Origin of the sequence: Yokenella regensburgei (assembly GCF_003634235.1) — a bacterium.
Classification (GTDB): Bacteria; Pseudomonadota; Gammaproteobacteria; order Enterobacterales; family Enterobacteriaceae; genus Yokenella; species Yokenella regensburgei.
In genome coordinates, this window is the sequence record NZ_RBIZ01000006.1 from 304,545 (window position 1) to 328,926 (window position 24,382).

Below are 24,382 nucleotides of genomic sequence, written 5' to 3' on the forward strand. Positions count from 1 at the left end.
AGTCACAAAATCGAGGAATGACAAAGACATAAAAAAACCCGGCGTTTCGCCGGGTTTTCTGAAGCGCGGTTATCGTTTGCTTATCTGGTCGAAGGTACCACCGTTAGCGAAGTGCTCTTTCTGTGCCTTCGCCCACCCACCGAACTCTTCATCAATGGTAAACAGCTTCAGTTTCGGGAATTCGTTTTCATACTGTTTCGCAACCTGCGGATCGCGTGGACGATAGTAGTTCTTCGCGGCAATCGTCTGTCCTTCCGGCGAGTAGAGGTACTTGAGATAGGCTTCAGCTACCGCCTGCGTGCCTTTCTTGTCGGCCACTTTATCCACCACCGACACCGTCGGCTCCGCGAGAATAGACTCACTCGGCGTCACAATCTCAAACTTGTCTTTGCCAAGCTCTTTGGTCGCCAGCAGCGCTTCGTTTTCCCAGGCAATCAGTACATCGCCGATACCACGCTCAACAAAGGTGTTGGTCGAGCCACGGGCACCGGAATCCAGCACTTCGACGTTTTTATACAGCGATTTGACGAAATCCTGAGCCTTCGCCTGGTCGCCGTTGTTGTGATGGAGGGCGTAACCCCATGCCGCCAGGTAGTTCCAGCGGGCACCGCCGGAGCTTTTCGGATTCGGAGTAATCACCGAAACGCCCGGCTTAATCAGGTCGTTCCAGTCTTTAATCTGTTTCGGGTTTCCTTTGCGCACCAGGAATACGATGGTCGATGTGTACGGAGCGGAGTTATCCGGAAGACGCTTGATCCAGTTTTTATCGATACGTCCACGCTCGGCAATGGCATCAACATCGTAGGCCAGCGCCAGGGTCACCACATCGGCGTCGATGCCGTTGATAACCGACGTTGCCTGCTTGCCAGAACCGCCGTGTGACTGGCGGATCACCACGTTATCTCCGGTCTCTTGCTTCCAGTGCGCGCTGAAGGCTTTGTTGTACTGTTCGTACAGCTCGCGCGTCGGGTCGTAAGAGACGTTCAGAAGCTGGATATCCTTAGCCAGTACGCTGGTGGAGGCCAGCAAAAGCGTTAACCCCAGATGCCATTTTTTCATCGACCGTTCTCATATGCAGTGTTGTGATGAGACCAGCCTGCCAGAAAGCCATCCAATGATTAAAGAATAAAAAAAGATTGGCTATAACCTGGTGATATATATACAGGCAAAGAAATCCCCTCAGAGAGGGGATCATGATTACTGCGGCAGATCGTGTTTCTGGCGGCGTAAACGGTAGCCAATCCAGAACACCATGGCGACCGACAGTACCGCTGGCAGGAAGTTAGAGCCGATATCCGGGTATTCGGCACGCACAACGGTGCTGTAGAGCAGCACGCCTAAAATAAAGAAGGCGGCCGCCAGGCCCGGTAACCCCACCGGCATGGTGCGATTCTGATAACGTTGGTGCAGGCAGTAAACCGCCAGCACCAGCGCAATGATTGGGAAGACGGAAAAAGGCATCACTGAGCTAAAGATTGCCGCTACGGTACCGTTTATCGATAAACCGGCAACCAGCGCCAGCAATAGCGTGCCTTTATCCTGTACTGACTGTTTCATTGTTTTTCCTTCACCTGGTCGGGATGATGAGTACTCTTTTCCTGTTCCCGGCGATACCAGTAATACGCGCCTTTGGAGATCATCCGCAGCTGTAAAACCAGTCGCTCTTCTAATTGTCGGCGCTGTTCAGGGCCGATATCCAATGCCTCTGCACCCGCGCTGAACACAATAGTGACCATCGCTTCGGCCTGTGCTTCAGTAAACGCACGCGGCATATGGTTTTCGATTTCCAGATAGTCAGCAAGTTCCGCAATAAAGTGCTGAATTTCTCGCGCAACGGCGGCACGAAACGCCGGGGACGTTCCGGAGCGTTCACGCAACAATAAGCGAAAGGCGTTAGGGTTGTTACTGATGAATTCCATAAATGTGGAGACTGAGGTGCGGATCACGCTACCGCCCTTGGCGATACGCTGCCGCGCCTGACGCATCAGCTGGCGCAGCATCAGCCCGCTTTCATCGACCATGGTGAGACCCAGCTCATCCACGTCGCGGAAGTGCCGGTAGAAGGAGGTAGGCGCAATCCCCGCCTCGCGCGCAACTTCGCGCAGGCTGAGACTCGCAAAGCTGCGCTCTGCACTCAACTGACTGAAGGCCGCTTCTACCAGCGACCGTCGGGTTTTTTCTTTTTGTTGTGCTCTTACGCCCATCACGATGTCTGAATCCTTCCAAAGGCCCTGCAGGCACTATACCAGAGATTAAACTAATCTTTTTGCCAGCCTTTGTGAAAGATAGTTTACAAGCCGTTTGTGCTCTCCGTTCGCAAAAAAGCACAACGATTATTGGGTTAAAGTCCGCCGAATGTTATCATCCTGTTTATTTTGTGTATAAAAACAGGTGAGTAATACCATGCCACATTCCTGGGATTATGATGCGATTGTGATAGGGTCCGGACCCGGCGGCGAAGGTGCCGCGATGGGCCTGGTGAAGCAGGGCGCGCGGGTTGCCGTTATCGAGCGTTATCATAATGTTGGCGGCGGGTGTACTCACTGGGGCACCATCCCGTCAAAAGCGCTCCGCCATGCCGTCAGCCGTATCATCGAATTCAATCAGAACCCGCTCTACAGCGACCATTCCCGCCTTCTCCGTTCATCGTTTGCCGACATCCTCAATCACGCCGACAGCGTTATCAACCAGCAAACGCGGATGCGTCAGGGGTTCTATGAGCGCAATCACTGCGAGATCCTGCAGGGTAATGCGCACTTTATTGATGAGCATACGCTGGCGCTGGAGTGCCACGACGGCTCGGTCGAAACGCTGACCGCGGAAAAATTCGTTATCGCCTGCGGCTCACGCCCGTACCATCCGGGGGATGTTGATTTCTCCCATCCGCGCGTTTACGACAGCGACTCTATTCTCAGCATGCAGCATGAACCACGCCACGTCATCATCTACGGTGCCGGGGTTATCGGCTGCGAATATGCGTCTATCTTCCGTGGAATGGACGTCAAAGTTGACCTTATCAACACCCGTGACCGCCTGCTGGCATTCCTCGATCAGGAGATGTCAGATTCCCTGTCGTATCACTTCTGGAACAGCGGCGTGGTTATCCGCCATAACGAAGAGTACGAACGCATTGAGGCGCTGGACGATGGTGTGATCATGCATCTGAAATCCGGCAAAAAGCTGAAAGCCGACTGCCTGCTGTACGCCAACGGCCGTACCGGGAATACCGACTCCCTGGCGCTGGAGAACATCGGCCTCGAAGCCGACAGCCGTGGCCAGCTCAAGGTCAACAGCATGTACCAGACCGCCCTGCCGCACGTTTACGCGGTGGGTGACGTAATTGGTTATCCGAGCCTCGCGTCCGCCGCCTACGACCAGGGCCGCATTGCCGCCCAAGCGTTAGTCAAAGGCGAAGCCAACGCACACCTGGTGGAAGACATTCCAACCGGTATCTATACCATTCCGGAAATCAGTTCTGTGGGGAAAACCGAGCAGCAGCTGACGGCAATGAAAGTGCCATACGAAGTGGGTCGGGCGCAGTTTAAGCACCTGGCGCGGGCGCAGATTGTCGGGATGAGCGTCGGAACCCTGAAAATTCTCTTCCACCGTGAAACGAAAGAGATCCTCGGCATTCACTGCTTTGGGGAGCGCGCGGCTGAAATCATTCACATCGGCCAGGCGATAATGGAACAGAAAGGTGGTGGTAACACCATTGAGTACTTCGTTAACACCACCTTTAACTACCCGACCATGGCGGAAGCCTATCGGGTTGCGGCACTGAACGGCTTAAACCGCCTGTTTTAACGGCTTGTCGAAATGGCCATCCATCGACCCACGGATGGCCTCTGCCAGCTGCTCATAGCGGCTGCGCAGCGGTGACCCTGGACGATATACCAGCCCGACCGTACGTTTTGGTTCCGGCTTGATGCACGGCAGATACACCACCCCATCACGTTTGCGCTCCGGTGGTACCGCCAGCGCAGGCAGCAGGGTGATCCCGCTCCCGGCCGCCACCATGTTACGCAGCGTTTCGAGGCTGGTTGCCCGGAAGTGGGTGTCTTCATCGGCACCGGCTTCAAAGCAGAATCCCATCGCCTGATCGCGCAGGCAGTGACCGTCTTCCAGCATCAGCAGTTTTTCTCCCGCCAGATCGGACATCGGTACGCGATCGCGGTTCGCCCACGGGTGATCTTCATAGATGGCCAGCATCATCGGCTCATCAAACAGCGGCACCTCAATGAACGCCTCGCTTTCCTTCACCAGTGCCAGGATAGCGCAATCAAGCTTACCGCTGTCGAGCTGCGCCAGCAGTTGGTGGGTTTGCGCTTCGTGGAGGTACATTTCAAGCTTCGGAAACGTCTGGTGCAGCATCGGAATGATCTGCGGCAACAGATAAGGGCCGACGGTAGGTATCAGTCCAATGTGCAGCGGCCCGGACATGGTTTCTCCCTGCTGGCTCGCCATTTCCTTGAGCACTTTGACCTCACGCAGCACCGTACGCGCCTGATCCACCAGCAACAACCCGGCCTGGGTGAACAGCACTTTACGACTGGTACGCTCCAGCAGCATCACGCCGAGTTCATCTTCCAGCTTGCGAATCTGCCCGCTCAGGGTGGGCTGACTCACGTGGCAGGAATCTGCCGCGCGGCGAAAATGACGGTGTTCGGCTAACGCTACCAGGTATTCAAGATCACGAATATTCATTATTCATCCTCCATCGCCATGATAGTTCATGGCGATAGGTAGCATAGCAACGAACGATTATCCCTATCAAGCATTCTGTTCAATAATACATCTCACCAACGGGGCGGTACCTCCTTTAACCCTTGAAGACCACCGCCCACGTCACGAGAGTTTCTCTCAAAATAACTAAAGCCAACGTGAACATTTGCGGACCCCGTGGTCCGCTTTTTTTTTGCCTACGCCAGCCGCCCTTTCGCTTCGGCAATGGCCTTCGCCACCTGCTGTGGTGATACCCCGCCTTTGGCTGCACGTTTGTCCAGGCACGACTGCAGCGACAGAATCGGGTATACGTCATCGCCAATCACGCTACTGAATTTTTGCAGAGAGCTAAGCGCCAGCGCTTCCAGCGGTTTACCCTGACGAATCGCCTCAACGACCGCTTCGCCAACGATATGATGCGCCTCGCGGAACGGCACCCCTTTCGCAACCAGATAATCCGCCAGCTCAGTGGCATTCGCGTAGCCCTGCTGCGCCGCTTCCTGGCAGCGCGGACGTTTCACCTGAATACCGTCCAGCACCAGCGCCGCCATATGCAGGCAGTCAAGCCAGGTATCGAGCGCGTCGAACAGTCCCTCTTTGTCTTCCTGCATGTCTTTGTTATAGGCAAGCGGCAGCCCTTTGAGGGTCATCATCATGCCGGTCAGCGCGCCCTGCACCCGCCCGCACTTGCCACGAATGAGCTCGAGCGCATCCGGGTTTTTCTTTTGCGGCATCAGAGAGGAGCCAGAGGTCACGCGATCGGAGAGCTCGACAAAACCGGCTTCACCAGAGTTAAAGAAAATCAGGTCCTCGGCAAAGCGCGACAGGTGCACCATACCGATAGAGGCATCAGACAGCAGTTCAAGAACGTGGTCGCGGTCGGAAACGCTGTCGAGGCTGTTGCGGGTCGCCGAGGCGAAGCCCAGCCATCCGGCGAGCTGCTCACGGTCAATTTCGTAAGCGGTGCCAGCCAGCGCGCCGCTGCCCAGCGGGCTAACGTCGAGGCGCTTCAGCGCATCCTGCAGGCGGCTTTCATCTCGCGCCAGCATTTCGACATACGCCAGGCACCAGTGGGCAAAAGTCACCGGCTGCGCGCGCTGCAGGTGGGTATATCCTGGCATCACCGCGTCCTGGTTGTCCTGCGCCGTGGCGACCAGCGCACTTTGCAGCTGACGGCTGGCATGCAGCAGTTCAGCAATGGTTTCTTTGCACCACAGCTTCAGATCTGTGGCGACCTGGTCGTTACGGCTACGCCCGGTGTGTAATTTTTTACCGAGCTGACCCACTTTATCGATGAGCTTACCTTCCACCCAGCTATGAATATCTTCGGCGTCACTTTCGAGGATTTGCTGTGGATTGGCGCGAACCTCTTCCAGCAGCGTATTAAGCGCCGCTTCCAGCTGAGACTGCTCTTCTGCGCTTAACACCCCAACGGTGACCAGCGCCTTAGACCAGGCCACAGAGCCAACGATATCCTGCTCCGCCAGGCGATAGTCAAAGCGCAAAGAGTCGTTGAACTGTTTGAACCGTTGATCCGCTGCCTGAGTAAAACGCCCGCCCCAAAGTGCCATAACATGCTTCCTTCATTTCTTTAATGTCATTGCCGGATGCGCTTCGCTTATCCGGCCTACCATTTCGTGTATGCAGGCCCGATAAGGCGTAGCCGCATCGGGCATCAAAAAGTTTACGCCAGAATACGTGTACCGATCGGCGTACCGTTAAACAATGCCGGTAGCTGCTCGGCGTGACGCCAGGAGGCGATATCCACCGGACGACCCAGCGCCCGCGCAGCGTCCAGCGCAGCGTTCACTTTCACAATCATACCGTCGGTGATAATACCCTGATCGATAAGCTGTTCTGCTTTAGCCGCCGTCATTTCGGCAATACGCTGCCCTTTACCATCGAGGATACCGCTGACGTCGGATAACAGAATCAGGTCTGCACCAAGGGTCGCCGCCAGCGCGGTAGCCGCCTGGTCTGCGTTGACGTTCATCAACTGCCCATCGTCGGTCACCCCGATAGAGCTCACTACCGGCAGGAAACCACCCGCCAGCAGGGTGTTAATCAGTACCGGAGAGCCCGGCTGCGCTTTGCCAACGTGGCCGAGCGCTTCATCAAGCTGCGTCACCTTCACGCTGTCACCGTCGCCAAGGTAGAGACCTACCGAGCTAAGATGGTGCTTCTTCGCCCACGCCAGCAGGGTTTTGTTGGCGGTGCCCGCCAGCGCTCCGGTGATGATGTCAATCTGGTCGGCAGGCGTCACGCGCAGGCCGTTTTTCTTTTGCACCGGCAGATGAAGCTGCTTCATCAGTTCATCCACCACGCAGCCACCGCCGTGAACGATGACCAGCGGGCGCTGGTGCGATTCTCGGTAATTCACCAGGGCGGTAAACAGACGCTCCAGCGCCTCTTCGCTATCCAGTAAAACGCCGCCCAGTTTGATAATTAATGGATTCATCGTCATCACACCTTAAATAAGAGACTGCGTTTCGGCGAAGCCAAAACGAATATTAGCGCACTGTACGGCCTGTGCCGCCGCACCTTTCAGCAGATTGTCCTCTGCTGCTACCACAATCAGATGTTCACCATCGACGACAAAACCGATATCGCAGAACGGCAGCCTTTCTACGTTCTTCAGTGCCGGAACCCCTTTGTCATACAGGCGAACCAGCGGTTTGTCGGCGTAGGCCTGCTGATAAAGCGCCGCAATCTGCGCCTGTGTAACGCCCGGGTTCAGACGGCAGGTGATGGTTTCAAGAATGCCACGTTTAAAGTTGCCCAGATGCGGGGTAAAAATCACCTCAGCACCTAAATGGCTTGTGATTTCAGGATGATGACGGTGATTGAAAATGCCATACGGCTGCAGGCTGACCTCGCAGAAGCTGTTGGAGATCGCCGCTTTGCGCCCGGCACCGCTGACGCCGCTTATCGCGTTAATCACCGGCCACTGGTTCAGGTTGAGTACGCCCGCATCGATCAGCGGTTTCAGCGCCAGCTGCGCCGCCGTCGGATAGCAGCCGGGCACCGCAATCAGCTGCGCCTCACGCAGTTTGTCGTGGTTCCACTCGGCCAGACCGTATACGGCAGCCTCCAGCCATTGCGGATGTTGATGAGTGAAGCCATAGAATTTTTCATAGAACGCCGCATCGTTGACGCGGAACGCACCGGAGAGATCGAACACCACGCAGCCCGCCGCCAGGAACTGCGGCGCCAGGTCGTGGCTCACCTCATGGGCGGTGGCGAGAAACACCACATCCACCCCGGTGGTAAACGCACTGATATCAGACATCGGCTGCAGCGGTAAATCGACCACGCCCTTCAGCTCTGGATGCACTTCGGAGATTAACTTTCCTGCATCATTGCTTTGCGCTGAGACCGTCAAAGCGGTTATGTTCATATGCGGATGACGATTTACGTAGCTCACCAGCTCCGCGCCGGCATAACCGCTGGCGCCTACAATCAGCGTATTCAACATCGGGTTCCTTTATGCTCAACGATAATGTATTTTTATTCACTTATATTGCATGAATATTGATACTATCATGACCTGAGGTGTGTCAACAATGAAAAACAATTTACCGCCATTTATCGAGATTTATCGCGCATTGATAGCCACACCGTCCATCAGCGCCACCGAAGAAGCACTCGATCAGAGTAATGCAGCTTTAATCAATTTACTGGCGGGCTGGTTTGAAACACTGGGATTCCATGTTGAGGTGCAACCTGTTCCGGATACGCGCAACAAATTCAACATGCTGGCAAGCGTTGGCGAGGGTGCAGGCGGGCTGCTGCTCGCAGGCCATACCGATACCGTTCCTTTTGATGACGGTCGCTGGACCCGCGACCCGTTCACCCTGACCGAGCACGACAACAAACTCTACGGGCTGGGTACGGCGGATATGAAAGGCTTCTTTGCCTTTATTCTGGATGCGCTGCGTGACGTTGACGTGACGCAGTTGAAAAAACCGCTCTACATTCTGGCGACCGCCGATGAAGAGACCAGCATGGCCGGGGCGCGCTACTTCGCGGAAACCACCTCGCTGCGACCGGACTGCGCCATCATCGGTGAACCGACCTCTTTACAGCCGGTACGTGCGCACAAAGGACACATCTCCAGCGCCATTCGGGTACTCGGCCAGTCCGGGCACTCCAGCGATCCGGCGCGCGGGGTTAACGCCATTGAGGTGATGCACGACGCCATTGGTCGCATCATGCATCTGCGTGACGACCTGAAAACCCGCTATCACTACGAGGCTTTCACCGTGCCGTACCCAACGCTTAACCTCGGTAGCCTGCACGGCGGCGATGCCTCTAACCGCATCTGCGCCTGCTGTGAGCTGCACATGGATATTCGCCCATTGCCGGGCATGACCCTTAGCTCTCTCAATGAGTTACTGGAAGACGCGCTGGCACCGGTGAGCGAGCGCTGGCCGGGTCGCCTGACGATATCGGAGCTGCATCCGCCGATCCCGGGTTACGAATGCCCGCCGGATCACCAGCTGGTTGAAGTGGTGGAAAAACTGCTCGGAACCAAAACCGAAGTGGTGAACTACTGCACCGAAGCGCCGTTTATCCAGACCCGCTGCCCAACCCTGGTGCTCGGTCCAGGGTCGATAAACCAGGCGCACCAGCCGGATGAATACCTTGAAACTCGCTTCATCAAACCGACCCGCGAGCTGATTACCCAGGTGGTGCATCACTTCTGTTGGCACTAATCAACGTCCTCTCCAGCGAGAGGACTATATTCTTTTATTTATCAGGAATCTGAATGTTAGAACCGTCGTCAAACGCACTGACTTTTTATCATGTTGAGAACAGCACCATGGCTGAGCTTGCTCAGCATCAATTAACTCTCTTCACATTGCTCCAGCAGCGTGAACAAGAGTTTGGTTTTAACCCCCAGACCATCGTCCACTATCCACAGGCGCAGTTCCTGACTTCGCCTGTAGACTACCTGCACCATTTTTTGACCGATCTTGCTCAGCAAGACGAAGTCATTAACCAGGTGGTAATTCTCACAACCTGGGACATATTGGAAGCCCCGTTATTACAGGCAGGCTATGAGCGTGAAGCGATACATATGCCCGCAGGCCCCGACAATACGGCAATTTTCAGACAACAATTGAACAATGTTCCTGAAGGAAAAACGTTATATATCGAAGCCGTAGACGAACAGGACCCGAAAATTCGCCCGACGTTTGTGCTGGTACTCCGCAACGAACATGGGGAAATACTGGGGGGGATGTCAGGTTCAATATGGGAACAGGGTAAAACGCGTTACGCCTACATCGGTACGGTAGTTGTGCAACCCCAACTACGCGCCGGAACAGGGATGATGCTGGCCAATAGCGTGCTCGATTATCTGCGGGAACAGCACGTTTATGAGGTCAATCTAGGAACTCAGACGGCCGAGGCCTTCTATGCTCAACTGGGATTCAAATCGATTCACCACATTGTGACGGCCTTACGCCACCGTACCGATAAAAATGGGCAAACCGTGCCTCATAATCTGGTGATTATGAGCAAACACCTCTGACACCCTCGCCTTCGACGAGGGCTTAATCTCCCGGAGAACGTCGACCCCCGCTTAATGGTGAGTGCTCTTAAGCGGCGTCTCGCGCAGGAACCAGGAGAGCAGAAACGCGATAACCATGATACCGGCGGCCATCAGGAATGCGGCGTGGATGGCGGCTCCGAAGGCGTCGAGATAGTCCAGCCGCAGCGCATCCGGTAAATGCTGTACCGCCACCGGATTCATCTGCGCAGGCAACTCGGCGTCGGGCGGCAGCAGGCGGCTCAGGTTCGACTGCAGAACGTGGGTAAACACGGCGCCAAACAGCGCCACGCCGACAGAACCCCCAATCGAGCGAAACAGCGTCACGCCAGAGGTTGCAACGCCGTACTGATGTTTGCCCACGCTGTTTTGCACTGCCAGCACCAGAACCTGCATCACCATCCCAAGCCCCATCCCCAGCACGCTGGTAAACAGGTACAGCTGCCAGGTCGGCGAGGTAGTGGTAATGCGGGTCAACAGCACCATGCCCGCCAGCGCCACCAACGTACCGGCGATGGGGAACAGGCGGTATTTCCCGGTATGGCTGATAATGCGTCCGCTGATAATTGAGGTGATTAACAGCCCGCCCATCAGCGGCAGCAGCTGCATCCCGGCCTCGGTCGGCGTGGCCTCCTTCACCACCTGCAGATACAGCGGCAGGAAGGTAACCGAACCGAAAAGCGACATCCCAATAATCAGGCTCATCAGGCTGCACAGCAGAAAGCTGCGGTTACGAAACAGCGACAGCGGAATAATCGGCTCCCAGGCCAGCCGCTCTTCATAAATGAACCCGGCAATCCCCACCAGCCCGAAGGCCAGAATGCACCACAGCTGCGGGTCGCTCCACGCGCGCACCGTACCACCCTCGGTGGTAAACAGCGTGATACACAGCAGCGCCATGCTGAGATAAATCGCGCCCAACCAGTCAATCTGGTGGTAGCTGCGCTTACCGCCGGAGCGGAACACCGCGCCAATAACCAACAGGGCAAACAGCCCAAGCGGCAGGTTGATATAGAAGATCCAGCGCCAGGAAGTATGCTGCACGATGAAACCACCGATCAGCGGGCCGATAACCGTCGCCAGACCAAAGACGCCGCCAAACAGCCCCTGATAGCGCCCCCGCTCCGCAGGCGGAATAACATCCGCTACTGCCGCCATGCTGACCACCATCAGCCCACCGCCACCCAGCCCCTGCAACGCGCGCATTAACACCAGCTGCGTCATGTTCTGCGCCATACCGCACAGGGCAGAGCCGAGTAAAAACAGCACGATAGCCGTTTGCAGCACCGCCTTGCGGCCAAATAGATCGCCGAATTTGCCGTACAGCGGCACCGCGATGGTGGAAGTGAGAATGTAGGCCGTCACCACCCATGAAAGTTTCTCCAGACCGCCCAGCTCGCCTACAATGGTCGGCAACGCGGTAGAGACGATGGTCTGATCGAGCGCCGACAGCAGCATGACCAGCATCAGGGCGCTGAACAGCAGCCGCACGGAAGACACCAGCGGCGGCGAGGTCGAAGAGGCTGGTGTCATCGGATCTGACGCCATAAATACGCTCACTTGAAATTAATTAACTATATAATTAATATTTATCTCATTCAGGACTCAGGTCAAGGGATCGCCAGGCGATGACAGCATTAAAAGACAATTCTGACGCACCACGTAAGCCCGGTCGGCCACGCGGTAAAAAGAAAACCGCCAGCCGCGAACAGCTGATGGATATCGCCCTGCACCTGTTTTCTCAGATGGGGATCGCCCGCACCTCGCTCAACGCCATTGCCCGCGAAGCGGGAGTGACTCCGGCGATGCTGCACTACTACTTTAACTCCCGGGAACAACTGCTGGACGCGGTGATTGAAGAGCGTTTTTTACCACTGCGAAGCGCTATCAGCGCCGAGTTTGCCGCGCATACGGACTCCCCGGTCACCGCGCTCACCATGATGGTGAAAGCGCTGGCAGAGCAGGCCGCGCAGCACACCTGGTTTGCGCCGCTGTGGATGCAGGAAGCCATCGGCGAGATGCCGGTGCTGCGCCAGCACATGCATGCCCGTTTTGGCGATGACCGCTATCAGCAGACGCTGGAGACCGTGCGCCACTGGCAGCGGGAAGGGAAAATCAACCCAACGCTTGCCCCGGAGCTACTATTCACCACCCTGCTGAGCCTGGTACTTGTGCCGTTTTCCCGAATGCGCAATGACCCGCGGCTGGCGAACCTTACCCATGACGATATCGTGCGCCATGCGCTGGCGATGATGAGCAGCGGCCTCAACGCCTGATTTGCACAGCTGATGTCAGCGCCGTCACAGTTGTAATAAAAAATTCCATTGCAGCACCTGCATTGTAATAAAATATTCATTATACTGAGCTCATTGAATGAACATGAGGTCATTATGAATATCGATCTGAGCAAACTGCTGACCGAGCGCCGCAACGCCAACAGCACCCACATTGACACCCTCTCCACCGAAGAGATGCTGGCGGTGATGAATCGCGAAGACCAGCAGGTGCCGCACGCCATCACCCCTTACCTGCCGCAAATTGCGCAGGTGGTCGATAAAGCCGCCGCCGCACTGCAGGCCGGTGGACGTCTGATTTACATGGGGGCGGGGACGTCTGGCCGCCTCGGTATTCTTGATGCCAGCGAATGCCCGCCGACCTTCGGCACCCGCCATGAACAGGTAGTTGGCCTGATCGCCGGCGGCCATACCGCCATTCTGCGCGCCGTTGAAAATGTGGAAGACAACAAGACTCAGGGCGCCGCCGATCTGCAGGCGATTAACTTCTGCGAGCGCGACGTGCTGGTCGGCCTCGCGGCCAGCGGCCGCACGCCTTACGTCATCGGTGGCATGGAATACGCCAAAAGCCAGAACGCCTTCGTCGCTATCATCAGCTGCAATCCGCACGGTGAAATGGCTCAGCTGGCCGACGCGGCAATTACCCCGGAGGTCGGCCCGGAAGTGGTCACAGGCTCCACGCGTCTGAAAGCCGGCACCGCGCAGAAGCTGGTGCTGAATATGATCTCCACCGGCGCGATGATCCGCATCGGCAAGGTCTACAGCAACCTGATGGTGGATGTCGAAGCGACCAACGCCAAACTTATCGAGCGCCAGGTCTCCATCGTGATGGAAGCGACTGAATGCAGCCGGGAAACCGCACAGCAGGCGCTCGATGCCAGCCAGCGTCACTGTAAAACCGCGATTGTCATGGTGCTGACCGGGCTTAGCGCCGATGAGGCAAAAACGCTGCTTTCCGCCAACAATGGGTATATTCGTCAGGCGTTAACCAACAGGTAACGGGCAATGGCAAAAATAAATAAAGAGATGATAGCGCGGATCCTGACCCATGCGGGCGGAGCCGAAAACGTGGTGCAGGCCGGTCACTGCATGACCCGTCTGCGCCTGACCCTGCGTTACGATACCCAGGCCGACGTCGCCGCCATCCGCCAGATTGACGGCGTGATGGGGGTTATCGTCAGTGATGAACAGTTCCAGGTGGTGCTTGGCCCCGGCAAAGCACAAACCGCCGCCGAACTGATGAACCAACTACTGGAAGAAGCACCCCAGGGTGACGTTTCCACCAGCGCGTCGCTTGCCGACGTTGCGGCGGCGAAAAAGCAGGAGATGAAGGGCAAGCAAACCAGCAGTATCCAGAAGTTCCTTGCGAAATTCGCCACCATCTTCACCCCGCTTATCCCCGGCTTTATCGCCGTAGGTCTGCTGCTCGGCTTCGCCACCCTGATGGAGCAAATCTTCGTTCTGGAGAACGCCCATCCCAACGCGGTGCTGGTTGAACTCATTGGTTATATGAAGGTGTTCAGCAAAGGGATGTTTGCCTTCCTGAGCATCCTGATTGGCTATAACGCGCAGAAGGCGTTTGGCGGCTCCGGGGTGAACGGGGCGATCATCGCCTCGTTGTTTGTGCTGGGCTACAACCCGGAAGCCACCACCGGTTTCTACTCGGGGATCTCCAGCTTCTTCGGCCATGGCATTGACCCTCGCGGTAATATCATTGGCGTGCTGATTGCCTCAATCATCGGCGCGTGGGTTGAGAAACGGGTGCGCAGCGTGATGCCTGCCAACCTCGACATGATCCTGACCTCGGCGGTGACGCTGCTTATCATGGGCGCAGTGACCTTTATCGTCATCATGCCGCTTGGCGGTTACCTGTTTACCGGTATGTCATGGCTGTTCCTGCACCTGAACGGTAACCCGTTTGGCTCAGCGGTGCTGGCAGGGTTGTTCCTTCTGGCGGTGATGTTTGGCGTACATCAGGGCTTTGTGCCGGTGTACTTCGCGCTGATGGATGCCCAGGGTTTTAACTCGTTGTTCACCATTCTGGCGATGGCCGGTGCAGGCCAGGTAGGCGCCGCGCTGGCGCTCTACTATCGGGCGAAAAAAGATGCGCTGCTGCGCACGCAGATCAAAGGGGCCATCATTCCGGGATTCCTCGGCATTGGTGAACCGCTGATTTACGGCGTGACTCTGCCGCGCATGAAGCCGTTTATCACCGCCTGTCTCGGCGGTGCCTGCGGCGGTTTCTTCATTGGTCTTGTCGCGTGGATGGGGCTGCCGGTTGGCCTTAACACCGTATTCGGTCCCTCCGGTCTGGTCGCATTGCCGCTGATGACCTCCGGCCATGGCATTTACGCCGGGATGGCGGTGTACGCCGCCGGGCTGGTCGTAGCCTATCTCTGCGGCTTTGTGCTGACCTGGCTTTTTGGCAGCAAAAACGTTGATTTAAGTTAACGTCTCAGGAACCTGTCTCCCGCAGACAGGTTCCTGCTATGATGCCCTCTATCGCAAAAAAAGAGAGAAAACCGCTAAGAGGGCAACATGGGCTCCACAAAAAGAGGGATGATGAACGTCCTGACCGCCGCTGTGTTATGGGGTAGTTCAGGGGTTTGCGCGCAGTACATCATGGAACAAAGTCAGATGTCGTCCGGCTTTCTGACCATGATTCGCCTGTTGTTCGCCGGGCTTATCCTGCTGATGCTCTCTTTTGTTCACGGCGATAAAATTTTCTCTATCCTGCGCAATCGCCAGGACGCCCTGAGCCTGCTGTTCTTCTCCCTGGTTGGCGCACTCACGGTACAGCTTACTTTCCTGCTGACGATTGAAAAATCCAACGCCGCCACCGCCACGGTGCTGCAGTTCCTCTCACCGACAATTATCGTGGCCTGGTTTGCTATCGTCCGCCGCGCGCGTCCGGGGAACCTGGTGCTCACGGCCATTTTCACCTCGCTGGTCGGTACGTTTTTACTGGTGACCCACGGCAATCCAACCTCGCTCTCCATCTCTCCCGCCGCACTGTTCTGGGGAATTGCCTCGGCGTTTGCCGCTGCGTTTTACACCACTTACCCGTCAACGCTGATTGCCCGCTACGGAACATTGCCAATCGTCGGCTGGAGTATGCTGATTGGCGGCCTGGTGCTGCTGCCGTTTTACGCCGGGCAGGGCTCAAGTTTCTCCTTTACCGGCAACCTGCTGCTGGCGTTCTTCTATCTGGTGGTGATTGGCACTTCGCTCACCTTCAGCCTGTATCTGAAAGGTGCACAGATGATTGGCGGGCCAAAGGCCAGCATTCTGAGCTGCGCTGAACCGCTCAGCAGCGCGTTTTTGTCGCTGCTGCTTCTGGGCGTGAGCTTCACCCTGCCGGACTGGCTCGGCACGCTGCTTATCGTGTCCTCGGTGATTTTGATTTCGCTGGATTCGCGCAGAAGAGTCAAAGCAAGGGTATAGTTGATAGAACAGAAACGAGACGAGAGGAACCATCATGAAGCTAATGCCGTTGTGTTACCTTGCCGCCTGCCTGGCAATCCCGGTGGCCCACGCCGATTCGCCGCTGAAAGGCCTGCAGTTTGAACAGAATAAGCAACAGGTAATGAAGGATATCCGCAAAGTCTGCACCCCCAAAGCCAGCATGAGCGATACCGACTTCGCCAACAAAATTCTCTCTTCTGAAGAGAACAAGCGCCACGTGCGCGATGCCACGCTGGCGCTTGAGAGAAACAATCCGAAGAACTATCAGGATGCGCTGGCTCGGGTACAGTGTCCGGACATGTAATTAGCGCTCAGCTAAGCGCCGGGCAATGCGTTCAAGCTTCATCATCAGCAACAGCGTAATCCCTACCAGCACGATGGTGAGCGCGGCGCCGTCGGCAATATTGCCGCGATCGGTGAGGCTGAAAATCGCCACCGGCAAGGTTGTCCAGCCCGGCGGGTAGATCATCATCGTGGCCCCAAGCTCACCCATCGATAATGACAGGCTGAGGGCCAGCGCAGAGATCATCCACGGCATCAGCAGCGGTAAGGTGATATTGAGCAGCCGGTAGCGCGGCGACGCGCCGAGGCTTGAGGCTACGTTCTCAATATCCGCCGAAATGCGCGTCAGGCCGGTAGAAATGTTGCTGAAGGTGAACGCCGAGATCAGCACGAAGTGCGCGACCAGGACAATCCACAAAGTACCGTTCATCTGCATCGGCCCCTGGCTGAAGGCCACCAGAATGCCAAGCCCCACCGATACCGATGGGATCGCGCTCGGCATCCAGAACACCATCCCGAGATATTTTTGCACCTTCGCGCTGTACTGCCGCAGCGCCAGCGCCGCCCACACGCCGCACAGCAGTGCAAACAGGCTGGCGCAGAATCCTACTACCAGGCTTGCGAACAGCGCATCCCACGCCGCACCGCGAAACGCATTCACAAAATGCACCAGCGTAAAGCCGGTTGGCAGTACGCTGTTCCACTGTTTTGTCAGACTGGAGAGCAGGATAACCACCAGCGGCAGCAGGAAGAAAACGCTGAACAGCGCGGTTGCCAACGCACCGGCAGCAATACGTCCTTTACGTGACCAGATTAACATCAGGAACTCCTTACGCCGCTGCGGGCGGCGGCGAGGCGGTAGACGGCAAACAACGCCAGCGACAGCGCGATATTGATCAGCGCAATCATGCAGGCCACGCTGTAATCCGATTCAAGGATCGCCTTGCTGTAGACCATCATCGGCAGGGTATTTACCCCTTTCGCACCGATAAACAGCACGATGCCGAACTCGTTGGTGGTCAGCAGCAGACACAGGCTGCCCCCCGCCATCAGCGCCGGCAGCGCTGCCGGGAAAATCACCTGGGCAATAACCCGCCACGGGCGCGCACCGAGAATGCTTGCCGCTTCCAGCTGGCTTTTATCTATTTGTCTTAGCGCCGCGACCAGAGGGCGCATCACCAGCGGGGTGAAGACGGTGATCTCCGCCAGAATCACCCCCTGCATTGAATAGAGGAAATCCACCGGCGGTAACGCAAAGTCGTACAGCGACATCAGCGCGCCGTTGAGCAACCCCGCCGAGCCGTAGATAAAGGTAAACGCGAGGGTAATCAGAAAGGTCGGCAGCGCGATGACGGTGTCGATAATCCGGCCCATCAGCGCGCTGCCGGGGAACGGGATAAACACCAGGATAAGCGCCAGTACGCTGCCAAGCAGCAGGCAACCCAGTGTGGCAAAAACGGCAATCTGCAGGGTATTAAGCAACGCACCGCTGAAGCGACGGGACTCCACTACCTGCCAGAAAGTGTCCAGGCTCCTGTGTCCGCTGCTGTCGCGCAGCGCTTCACTGGCAATCAGCACCAGCGGGTAGAAAAAGAGCATTGCCAGTATCAGCAACGGCAGCAGGATCCACAGCCACGGGCGCGAAGGCCTTCGGGTGCGGGGTAACGTCAGGGTCATCGACATCTCACACCTCAATCAGTACGGCGTCGTCGGCTTCGAACCACAACGACAGCGTCTCACCGGGAGTCGGCAACCTGTCGATATGGGTGAGGACAATGCGCACCGCCTCTCCGGCGACATCGCACAGCAAATGGGTCAGGTCGCCCTGCCAGTGCACCGACGTGAGCGTACCGTTCAGTCGGTTGCTCTGAGCCGAGCGCGGCGCAAGGCTCAGGTGCTGGGGGCGAATACACAGCAGCTTGTTATGACCGTGGTGAATACCCTGGCTCCAGGCAGAGACGATGCCCCCGCCGCAACTGACGGCGACGCGCCCGGGTGCGGCGGTCACGTTGAGTGCAGTAGCGGAGAGAATATTAGCGCGGCCAAGGAATTCTGCCGCAAAACGGTTTGGCGGCTGGTGATAGAGCTGATGGGTTTCCCCATGGGCAATCATCTCCCCGTCCTTCATGATGCCGATTTTGTCGGCGAGGGTCAGGGCTTCGGTCTGATCGTGGGTGACGTAGAGGATGGTCAACTCCGGCAGTTCCCGGTGCAGACGGGCAATCTCTTCCACCATGCTGTGGCGGATTTGTGCATCCAGCGCCGACAGCGGTTCATCAAGCAGCAGCACGCGCGGACGCACGGCAATAGCGCGGGCAATCGCCACGCGCTGCTGCTGACCGCCGGAAAGTTGATGTGGGTAGCGGCTGGCGTAATCGGCCATCCCCACGGTTTTTAGCGCCTCTTTTACCCGATCGGCAATCAGCGCTTTCGGCTGTTTCTGCGCCCGCAGGCCAAAGGCGACGTTGTCTTCCACCTTCATGTGCGGGAACAGCGCGTAGTTCTGAACCACCATTCCCAGCCCACGCTGGTAAGGCGGCAGGTGGGTGACATCCGTGTCGCCGATCAAAATACGCCCGCCCGCCGGCTGAACAAAGCCTGCAATCGCCCGCAGCACCGTGGTTTTCCCGGAGCCAGAAGGGCCAATCAACGCCAGCACTTCACCAGGTTCAATGGTCAAAGACAGCGGCTTCAGTACCACGTTGCCGTGGTAAGAAACGCGCAATGAGTCCAGGGTGATCCCCGAAGTGTCGGCTGCCGCCTCGGCGCGCCAGGTCGTATTTTTCATCAGCATATCCGTTACTCGCTGTCGGTCACTTTGTGCCAGCGGGCAATATCGGCCTGCAGGGAGGTCGCCACTTCATCCCAGTTTGGCTGCCATGGCGTAACGCCAGCCATCGCGGCTTTCGCGGCCTTGTAGTTGCTGTCCGTCGGGTTAACGTCATTGCGTACAGGCAGACCCCACGACAATGCGCTGACGCTCTGCTGGGCTTCTTTCGCCAGCAGGAAGTTAATCAGTTTCTTGCCGTTTTCACTCTGCGGGCCATTCTGGACCAGACCAACCACATACGGCAGCGCCAGCGCGCTGCGTTCGCCTTTGGCATCGGCAGGCCAGAAGATCTTCACGTTCGGATTGCGCGCCATCTGCGACAGGTTCATCTGCAGATCGCCGTTGGCAACGTACAGCTCGCCTTTGTTGACCAGCGCGGTGAGTTTGCCGGTAGAAGCGGAAGGCCCCACGTTGTTAGCCTGCAGTTTGCCAAGGTAATCAAATCCCGCATCTTTACCACCAAAGCTGTGGAACGCCTGCAGCATAACCGCCGTGCCGTCGCCCGCCTGGCCCGGCGTGGAGTACTGAAGTTTGTTTTTGAAACGGCTATCGAGCAGATCCTGCCAGCTATTTGGGGCCGTTTTCAGCAGGCTGCCGTTGTAGATGAAGCTCAAGTAGTTATTGACCAGCGGGGCGTACTGATGGGTTGCGCCTGGGACAGAAGCAGCACCTTCCGGGGTGAAATCTGCCAGCAGTTTTTCCCCGGCGGCACGCTGGATAAACGGTGGTACCGTCACCAGTACGTCTGCCTGCGGGTTGCTGCGCTCTTTTGCCAGACGCTCAACGATGGCGCCAGAGCCACCCTCGACGTACTGCACCTTAATGCCGGTAGCTTTGGTGAAGGCATCAAACTGGCTCTGATACCAGCTGTTGTCGCCGTCATGCAGACCATCAGCAGAATAGACCGTGACCACGCCGTCGGCCCAGACGGGGCTGCTGGCAAGGGCAAGCGCGGATAACAGAGCAAGTCGGGAGAGTTTCATCAGATTAGCCTCTTGGGTTGATTTGCATTCTGGTCTACACCAGATTTGCCATCACGCTAACCGTTGTTTATGACAGAAAGATGAAAGAAATGCGTCGGTGGGATTAACGAGGGGGCTGCCCGGTAAGGCGCAGCCGCACCGGGCAAAAAGGCAGGCGCAACTTAATGCGTATCGACTTCAATCCGCAGGCTGTCGTGCCGCCAGTACTCGATGTCGTAATCAAGAATGCGGCCGTGCTGATCGTAGTTGAGGCGGCGCAACAGCAGCGCCGGACGACCTTCCATCACTCCCAGCGCTTCAGCGGCCTGCGGCGGCATCGCCGTCGGATAGAACGACAAATGCATGCTTGTGTAGATCAGGTCATAGTTCGCCTGATAGATCTCGGTCAGGCTACCGTTAAGATCGTGGCTCAGCAGATCCGGTACCCGTGCGGGCAGGCAGTGGTTCTCGCTATAGCAGATGGCCCGCCCGTCGGCTAAACGTAGTCGGGTGAGCAGGTAAATTTGATCAAACGGCTGCAACGCCAGTGGCGTCATGACGTCGACCGGCACCGGCGTAACGCGGCCCTCCAGCAGCACGGTTTTCGGCTCGCGGCCCTGCTCAGTGCACAGCTTGTGGAAATTAGTATTCTGGGTCGGATCCAGCCACAACCGTTCCGGAGTGACAAACCAGCCGCGACGGTCGGCACGCCAGATAAGCCCGCTGGCTTCCAGCTGCGTCAGGCTCTCGCGGATGGTGATGCGCGTGGTATTGAAGATGGCACACAGCTCGCGCTCGGAAGGCAGTTTATCACCGCTTTTCAGCGCCCCATTCTGAATGCGCGCCTGCAGCTGCGCCTTGATAAGCAGGTACTGTGGGGTCTCGCCCGCGGGTGATTTCATGTTCGCTCACTGTGAAATTTGATGCGGCTATTATACAGAGCCAGATGAATTTTTTGTTGCAACGGCAATTTCCCTTTGACCTGCAGCTGACTTTATCACCATCATAAATGCAAATCTGGTATAGACCAAATGGTGAAACTCATGACATCTCGTAATTACCTGCTGCTGACCCCCGGACCACTGACGACCTCTCGTACGGTGAAAGAGGCGATGCTGTTCGACAGCTGTACCTGGGACGATGACTATAATCTGGGCGTGGTCCAGACCATTCGCCAGCAGCTGGTTGCGCTGGCCACCACAGCGGAGGGTTACACCTCCGTACTGCTGCAGGGCAGCGGCAGCTACGCGGTTGAAGCGGTACTCGGTTCAGTGGTTGGCCTGCAGGGTAAAGTGCTTATCGTCAACAACGGCGCGTACGGCGCCCGTATGGCGGAAATGGCCACCCTGATGGGCATTGAGCACCACCACTACGACTGCGGGGAAATCTCCCGCCCGGACGTACAGGCACTCGACGAGATCCTCAGAAACGACCCGGCGATCACCCATATTGCGATGGTGCACTGCGAAACCACCACCGGGATGCTTAACCCGATTGCCGAAGTGGCAACACTCGCAACGCGCTATGACAAACGCTACATCGTGGATGCCATGAGCAGCTTTGGTGGGATCCCGCTCGACGTGGCGGCACTGAACATCGATTTCCTCATCAGCTCCGCCAACAAATGCATTCAGGGTGTACCGGGCTTCGGCTTTGTGATTGCCCGCCAGCGTGAGCTGGAGAAGTGCCAGGGTCGCTCACGCTCCCTATCGCTGGATTTGTACGCCCAATGGCGCTGCATGGAAGATAATCACGGCAAGTGGCGTTTCACCTCACCAACACACACCGTACTGGCCTTCGCTCAGGCGCTGAAGGAGCTGGCTGAAGAGGGCGGCATCAGCGCTCGCCATCAGCGTTACCAGCAAAACCAGCGCAGCCTGGTGGCCGGAATGCGCGAGCTGGGCTTTGAACCGCTGCTGGCAGACGCGCTGCATTCACCGGTGATCACCGCCTTCTACTCGCCGGCGGACCCGCAGTACCGCTTCAAAGATTTTTACCAGCACCTGAAAAATCAGGGATTTGTTATTTATCCGGGCAAAGTGTCGCAGAGCGACTGCTTCCGCATCGGAAATATTGGTGAAGTGTATGCGTCGGATATCGCCGCGCTGCTGAACGCCATTCAACACGCTATGTACTGGAAACGCTAAGGAGCCACCATGAACCGTATTTCCGCCGTGATCCTCGACTGGGCCGGTACCACCGTCGATTTTGGCTCCTTCGCGCCAACGCAGATTTTCGTCGAAGCCTTCCGTCAGGCATTTGATGTGGAAATCACCCTTGCCGAAGCCCGCGTCCCTATGGGGCTGGGGAAGTGGCAACACATTGAAGCGTTAGGGAAACTCCCTTCGGTAAGCGCCCGCTGGCAGGCGAAATTTGGCCAGCCGATGACCGCTACCGATATCGATAAGATTTACGCCACCTTCATGCCGCTGCAGATTGCTAAAGTCGTCGATTTTGCAGCACCTATTGCAGGTGTTATCGACACGATTGCAGCACTTCGCGCCGACGGGCTGAAGATTGGTTCCTGCTCCGGTTACCCGCGAGCGGTGATGGAAAAACTGGTCCCTGCCGCCGCCGCGCAGGGCTATGCGCCAGACTGCTGGGTGGCAACGGACGATCTCAGCGTCGGCGGGCGTCCTGGCCCGTGGATGGCGCTGCAAAACGTCATCACCCTGGGTGTGGGCGCCGTGTCACAGTGCGTGAAGGTAGACGATGCCATTCCGGGAATTGAAGAAGGAATTAACGCCGGGATGTGGAGCATTGGACTGGCGTTGTCCGGCAACGAATTCGGTGCCACGTGGGAGGAGTACCAGGCTATGTCGGCTGAAGAGATTGCCACCCGCCGCGAGCACGCCGCCGGTAAGCTCTACGCCGCAGGCGCGCATTACGTCATCGACACGCTGGCAGAACTGCCAGCGGTGATTGCGCAGATCAACGCCCGGCTGGCGCAGGGCGAAAGACCGTAATCTACACGCCCGGCGGCGTCAGGCTGCCGGGCCTGCTTTGGCAAACTTCACCGTTGTGGTGACCAGCAGCGCCGTCATCAGCATCAGAATTCCCGACAGCGCCAGCGGTGACAGCAGACCATACCGATCCAGCGCAATCCCACCGACCGCCGCGCCACAGGTATTGGCGAGCTGAATAACGGCAACCTGAATGGAGCCGGCTTTTTCCGCCTGATCGGCAAGCGAGCGGGTGATCCACGTTGACCAGCCTACCGGCACCAGCGCAAAGGCAAAGCCCCAGATAACCGCCACCGTCGCTGCCACGGCTTTATCGCTGCCCCACAGGATAAGCACCAGCGCGCTTAGCGCCAGCACCAGCGGTGATCCGGCGACCGCCATTTTTACCGAACGCTTCAGCACTATCGACGACACCGAGGTTCCGACAAAGCTCGCAATACCAAAGCTCAGCAGCACCAGCGTCAGGCCATCAACATCAAACCCGGCAAGGGTCATAAACACCGGGCGGATGTAGGTAAAGAAGGCGAACTGACCGGCGAAAGACATGAAAATCGCCAGCATCCCGGCCGCCACGCCCGGGCGTTTTAGCAGGCCGAACATATTCTGCTGCTGCGCCGTTTCACCCGGCAGCGACGGCAGCACCTTCACCAGCCAGACAATGCAGATAAGGCCCATCAGCGCCGCGCCGTTAAATACGTGCCGCCAGCCGATGATGCCGCCTAAAAAGCTGCCGAGCGGAGCCGCGATCACCAGCGCTATCGACACTGCGCCAAAAATCACCGACAGCGCTTTCGGAACCGACCGAGGGGGCACCAGCCGCATCGTCAACGATGCCGACATCGCCCAGAATCCGCCCAGCGCCAGCCCGAGACATGCGCGGCCAAGCAGCAGCAGGGCAAAGCTGTTGGAAAACGAGACCAGCAGGCAGGACAGCGTCAGCAGGATTGAAAACAGAACAACCACCAGACGGCGGTCCGTTTTACCGATGATGTGGGTAATGAACAGGCTGGAGAACATCGCCACAAACGCGGTGGTGGTCACCGACTGCCCGGCTACCCCTTCGGTGATTCCCAGCTCTTCCGCCATTGGCGTGAGCAGGCTCACCGGTAGAAATTCTACGGTAATCAGACACGCTACGCAGAATGCGACTGCGAAAACCGCCGACCAGTTGGGGTGAGACGTAATGTCGGCGTGGTTTCGGTGTTCGGCATGTGGTGCACTCATGGGGTTCTGGCATCCTGACGGTGGTGGCGGGAGCGCAGTGTACCATTATAGTGTGACGGGGTTAACATTTAGCCACAACGTTATCC

At 57.2% G+C, this 24,382-nt stretch carries 24 protein-coding genes; 10 read left to right on the forward strand and 14 right to left on the reverse strand.

Features of this window, described 5'->3' with window-relative positions:
* Window positions 1-69: 69 nt before the first annotated feature.
* The 3 genes from C7387_RS19450 to fabR form a co-directional block, all read right to left on the reverse strand.
* Window positions 70-1,059, reverse strand: coding sequence for a sulfate ABC transporter substrate-binding protein (locus C7387_RS19450; RefSeq protein WP_006817800.1), 990 nt, complete (start codon window positions 1,057-1,059; stop codon window positions 70-72).
* Between the two features lie 138 nt (window positions 1,060-1,197).
* Entirely contained in the window at window positions 1,198-1,557 is a 360-nt protein-coding gene (locus C7387_RS19455; RefSeq protein WP_006817801.1) for a YijD family membrane protein, read from the reverse strand.
* Window positions 1,554-2,207 carry an HTH-type transcriptional repressor FabR gene (gene fabR / locus C7387_RS19460; RefSeq protein WP_038253577.1) on the reverse strand — a complete coding sequence of 218 codons (654 nt, stop codon included), beginning with the start codon at window positions 2,205-2,207 and terminating at the stop codon, window positions 1,554-1,556. Before fabR ends, C7387_RS19455 begins: the two co-directional genes overlap by 4 nt.
* A gap of 196 nt (window positions 2,208-2,403) precedes the next feature.
* Between fabR and sthA the strand changes: the two genes are divergently transcribed.
* Window positions 2,404-3,804: a Si-specific NAD(P)(+) transhydrogenase gene (gene sthA / locus C7387_RS19465; RefSeq protein WP_006817803.1), complete on the forward strand. Its 1,401-nt coding sequence runs from the start codon at window positions 2,404-2,406 to the stop codon at window positions 3,802-3,804.
* Here sthA and oxyR read toward each other — a convergent pair.
* The 4 genes from oxyR to argC all read right to left on the reverse strand — a co-directional run bounded on the left by oxyR (window position 3,787) and on the right by argC (window position 8,197).
* Window positions 3,787-4,704, reverse strand: a complete 918-nt coding sequence (gene oxyR / locus C7387_RS19470) for a DNA-binding transcriptional regulator OxyR (protein ID WP_006817804.1) — start codon at window positions 4,702-4,704, stop codon at window positions 3,787-3,789. The two genes, sthA and oxyR, sit on opposite strands and share 18 nt — an antisense overlap.
* A gap of 215 nt (window positions 4,705-4,919) precedes the next feature.
* Window positions 4,920-6,293, reverse strand: coding sequence for an argininosuccinate lyase (argH, locus tag C7387_RS19480; RefSeq protein ID WP_038253574.1), 1,374 nt, complete (start codon window positions 6,291-6,293; stop codon window positions 4,920-4,922).
* A 113-nt stretch (window positions 6,294-6,406) separates the two neighbouring features.
* Complete coding sequence (gene argB, locus C7387_RS19485) at window positions 6,407-7,180, reverse strand: acetylglutamate kinase (protein WP_038253571.1); 774 nt, start codon at window positions 7,178-7,180, stop codon at window positions 6,407-6,409.
* Between the two features lie 12 nt (window positions 7,181-7,192).
* Window positions 7,193-8,197, reverse strand: coding sequence for an N-acetyl-gamma-glutamyl-phosphate reductase (gene argC, locus C7387_RS19490; RefSeq protein ID WP_038253568.1), 1,005 nt, complete (start codon window positions 8,195-8,197; stop codon window positions 7,193-7,195).
* 88 nt (window positions 8,198-8,285) lie between these two features.
* On the opposite strand from argC, the gene argE reads away from it, so the two are divergent.
* Together argE and C7387_RS19500 are read left to right on the forward strand one after the other, a co-directional pair.
* On the forward strand, window positions 8,286-9,437 hold the full coding sequence (argE, locus tag C7387_RS19495; protein WP_038253565.1) for an acetylornithine deacetylase: 1,152 nt from the start codon (window positions 8,286-8,288) through the stop codon (window positions 9,435-9,437).
* A gap of 53 nt (window positions 9,438-9,490) precedes the next feature.
* Window positions 9,491-10,258 (forward strand): GNAT family N-acetyltransferase, encoded by a 768-nt coding sequence (locus tag C7387_RS19500; RefSeq protein ID WP_120817305.1) that lies wholly within the window; start codon window positions 9,491-9,493, stop codon window positions 10,256-10,258.
* Between the two features lie 51 nt (window positions 10,259-10,309).
* Here the strand turns inward: C7387_RS19500 and C7387_RS19505 are convergent, their stop codons facing one another.
* Window positions 10,310-11,809 carry an MDR family MFS transporter gene (locus C7387_RS19505; protein ID WP_038253558.1) on the reverse strand — a complete coding sequence of 500 codons (1,500 nt, stop codon included), beginning with the start codon at window positions 11,807-11,809 and terminating at the stop codon, window positions 10,310-10,312.
* Between the two features lie 95 nt (window positions 11,810-11,904).
* Between C7387_RS19505 and C7387_RS19510 the strand changes: the two genes are divergently transcribed.
* From C7387_RS19510 to C7387_RS19530, 5 genes are all read left to right on the forward strand, one after another.
* Window positions 11,905-12,552, forward strand: a complete 648-nt coding sequence (locus C7387_RS19510) for a TetR/AcrR family transcriptional regulator (protein WP_006817811.1) — start codon at window positions 11,905-11,907, stop codon at window positions 12,550-12,552.
* Window positions 12,553-12,666: 114 nt separating this feature from the next.
* A complete protein-coding gene (gene murQ, locus C7387_RS19515) occupies window positions 12,667-13,569 on the forward strand; it encodes an N-acetylmuramic acid 6-phosphate etherase (RefSeq protein WP_006817812.1) in 903 nt (300 codons plus the stop codon).
* A gap of 6 nt (window positions 13,570-13,575) precedes the next feature.
* Complete coding sequence (gene murP, locus C7387_RS19520) at window positions 13,576-15,021, forward strand: PTS N-acetylmuramic acid transporter subunit IIBC (protein ID WP_038253555.1); 1,446 nt, start codon at window positions 13,576-13,578, stop codon at window positions 15,019-15,021.
* An 87-nt stretch (window positions 15,022-15,108) separates the two neighbouring features.
* Window positions 15,109-16,014: a carboxylate/amino acid/amine transporter gene (locus C7387_RS19525; protein WP_038253552.1), complete on the forward strand. Its 906-nt coding sequence runs from the start codon at window positions 15,109-15,111 to the stop codon at window positions 16,012-16,014.
* 34 nt (window positions 16,015-16,048) lie between these two features.
* Window positions 16,049-16,339: a YicS family protein gene (locus C7387_RS19530; RefSeq protein ID WP_120817306.1), complete on the forward strand. Its 291-nt coding sequence runs from the start codon at window positions 16,049-16,051 to the stop codon at window positions 16,337-16,339.
* Here the strand turns inward: C7387_RS19530 and phnV are convergent, their stop codons facing one another.
* The 5 genes from phnV to phnR form a co-directional block, all read right to left on the reverse strand.
* Window positions 16,340-17,137 carry a 2-aminoethylphosphonate ABC transport system, membrane component PhnV gene (phnV, locus tag C7387_RS19535; protein ID WP_006817816.1) on the reverse strand — a complete coding sequence of 266 codons (798 nt, stop codon included), beginning with the start codon at window positions 17,135-17,137 and terminating at the stop codon, window positions 16,340-16,342. It abuts the gene before it with no gap.
* Window positions 17,137-18,000 carry a 2-aminoethylphosphonate ABC transporter permease subunit gene (gene phnU, locus C7387_RS19540; protein WP_120817307.1) on the reverse strand — a complete coding sequence of 288 codons (864 nt, stop codon included), beginning with the start codon at window positions 17,998-18,000 and terminating at the stop codon, window positions 17,137-17,139. The genes phnV and phnU overlap by 1 nt, the downstream gene beginning before the upstream one ends.
* A 1-nt stretch (window position 18,001) precedes the next feature.
* Window positions 18,002-19,111 (reverse strand): 2-aminoethylphosphonate ABC transport system ATP-binding subunit PhnT, encoded by a 1,110-nt coding sequence (gene phnT, locus C7387_RS19545; RefSeq protein ID WP_006817818.1) that lies wholly within the window; start codon window positions 19,109-19,111, stop codon window positions 18,002-18,004.
* Window positions 19,112-19,116: 5 nt separating this feature from the next.
* Window positions 19,117-20,130 carry a 2-aminoethylphosphonate ABC transporter substrate-binding protein gene (gene phnS / locus C7387_RS19550; protein WP_006817819.1) on the reverse strand — a complete coding sequence of 338 codons (1,014 nt, stop codon included), beginning with the start codon at window positions 20,128-20,130 and terminating at the stop codon, window positions 19,117-19,119.
* A 161-nt stretch (window positions 20,131-20,291) separates the two neighbouring features.
* Window positions 20,292-21,011 carry a phosphonate utilization transcriptional regulator PhnR gene (gene phnR, locus C7387_RS19555; protein ID WP_120817308.1) on the reverse strand — a complete coding sequence of 240 codons (720 nt, stop codon included), beginning with the start codon at window positions 21,009-21,011 and terminating at the stop codon, window positions 20,292-20,294.
* Window positions 21,012-21,152: 141 nt separating this feature from the next.
* On the opposite strand from phnR, the gene phnW reads away from it, so the two are divergent.
* Together phnW and phnX are read left to right on the forward strand one after the other, a co-directional pair.
* Window positions 21,153-22,256: a 2-aminoethylphosphonate--pyruvate transaminase gene (gene phnW, locus C7387_RS19560; protein WP_120817340.1), complete on the forward strand. Its 1,104-nt coding sequence runs from the start codon at window positions 21,153-21,155 to the stop codon at window positions 22,254-22,256.
* 9 nt (window positions 22,257-22,265) lie between these two features.
* Window positions 22,266-23,075, forward strand: a complete 810-nt coding sequence (gene phnX / locus C7387_RS19565; RefSeq protein WP_120817309.1) for a phosphonoacetaldehyde hydrolase — start codon at window positions 22,266-22,268, stop codon at window positions 23,073-23,075.
* A gap of 18 nt (window positions 23,076-23,093) precedes the next feature.
* On the opposite strand, the gene nepI is transcribed toward phnX, so the two are convergent.
* The gene (nepI, locus tag C7387_RS19570; protein ID WP_120817310.1) at window positions 23,094-24,296 is read right to left on the reverse strand and encodes a purine ribonucleoside efflux pump NepI; all 1,203 of its coding nucleotides are present in this window, start codon (window positions 24,294-24,296) and stop codon (window positions 23,094-23,096) included.
* Window positions 24,297-24,382: the final 86 nt, after the last annotated feature.

Bases quoted from the DNA above. Each gene is read 5' to 3' on its own strand.
- C7387_RS19450 (WP_006817800.1), bottom strand. From the start codon at position 1,059: ATGAAAAAATGGCATCTGGGGTTAACGCTTTTGCTGGCCTCCACCAGC.
- C7387_RS19455 (WP_006817801.1), bottom strand. From the start codon at position 1,557: ATGAAACAGTCAGTACAGGATAAAGGCACGCTATTGCTGGCGCTGGTT.
- sthA (WP_006817803.1), top strand. From the start codon at position 2,404: ATGCCACATTCCTGGGATTATGATGCGATTGTGATAGGGTCCGGACCC.
- oxyR (WP_006817804.1), bottom strand. From the start codon at position 4,704: ATGAATATTCGTGATCTTGAATACCTGGTAGCGTTAGCCGAACACCGT.
- argH (WP_038253574.1), bottom strand. From the start codon at position 6,293: ATGGCACTTTGGGGCGGGCGTTTTACTCAGGCAGCGGATCAACGGTTC.
- argB (WP_038253571.1), bottom strand. From the start codon at position 7,180: ATGAATCCATTAATTATCAAACTGGGCGGCGTTTTACTGGATAGCGAA.
- argC (WP_038253568.1), bottom strand. From the start codon at position 8,197: ATGTTGAATACGCTGATTGTAGGCGCCAGCGGTTATGCCGGCGCGGAG.
- argE (WP_038253565.1), top strand. From the start codon at position 8,286: ATGAAAAACAATTTACCGCCATTTATCGAGATTTATCGCGCATTGATA.
- C7387_RS19500 (WP_120817305.1), top strand. From the start codon at position 9,491: ATGTTAGAACCGTCGTCAAACGCACTGACTTTTTATCATGTTGAGAAC.
- C7387_RS19505 (WP_038253558.1), bottom strand. From the start codon at position 11,809: ATGACACCAGCCTCTTCGACCTCGCCGCCGCTGGTGTCTTCCGTGCGG.
- C7387_RS19510 (WP_006817811.1), top strand. From the start codon at position 11,905: ATGACAGCATTAAAAGACAATTCTGACGCACCACGTAAGCCCGGTCGG.
- murQ (WP_006817812.1), top strand. From the start codon at position 12,667: ATGAATATCGATCTGAGCAAACTGCTGACCGAGCGCCGCAACGCCAAC.
- murP (WP_038253555.1), top strand. From the start codon at position 13,576: ATGGCAAAAATAAATAAAGAGATGATAGCGCGGATCCTGACCCATGCG.
- C7387_RS19525 (WP_038253552.1), top strand. From the start codon at position 15,109: ATGGGCTCCACAAAAAGAGGGATGATGAACGTCCTGACCGCCGCTGTG.
- C7387_RS19530 (WP_120817306.1), top strand. From the start codon at position 16,049: ATGAAGCTAATGCCGTTGTGTTACCTTGCCGCCTGCCTGGCAATCCCG.
- phnV (WP_006817816.1), bottom strand. From the start codon at position 17,137: ATGTTAATCTGGTCACGTAAAGGACGTATTGCTGCCGGTGCGTTGGCA.
- phnU (WP_120817307.1), bottom strand. From the start codon at position 18,000: ATGTCGATGACCCTGACGTTACCCCGCACCCGAAGGCCTTCGCGCCCG.
- phnT (WP_006817818.1), bottom strand. From the start codon at position 19,111: ATGCTGATGAAAAATACGACCTGGCGCGCCGAGGCGGCAGCCGACACT.
- phnS (WP_006817819.1), bottom strand. From the start codon at position 20,130: ATGAAACTCTCCCGACTTGCTCTGTTATCCGCGCTTGCCCTTGCCAGC.
- phnR (WP_120817308.1), bottom strand. From the start codon at position 21,011: ATGAAATCACCCGCGGGCGAGACCCCACAGTACCTGCTTATCAAGGCG.
- phnW (WP_120817340.1), top strand. From the start codon at position 21,153: ATGACATCTCGTAATTACCTGCTGCTGACCCCCGGACCACTGACGACC.
- phnX (WP_120817309.1), top strand. From the start codon at position 22,266: ATGAACCGTATTTCCGCCGTGATCCTCGACTGGGCCGGTACCACCGTC.
- nepI (WP_120817310.1), bottom strand. From the start codon at position 24,296: ATGAGTGCACCACATGCCGAACACCGAAACCACGCCGACATTACGTCT.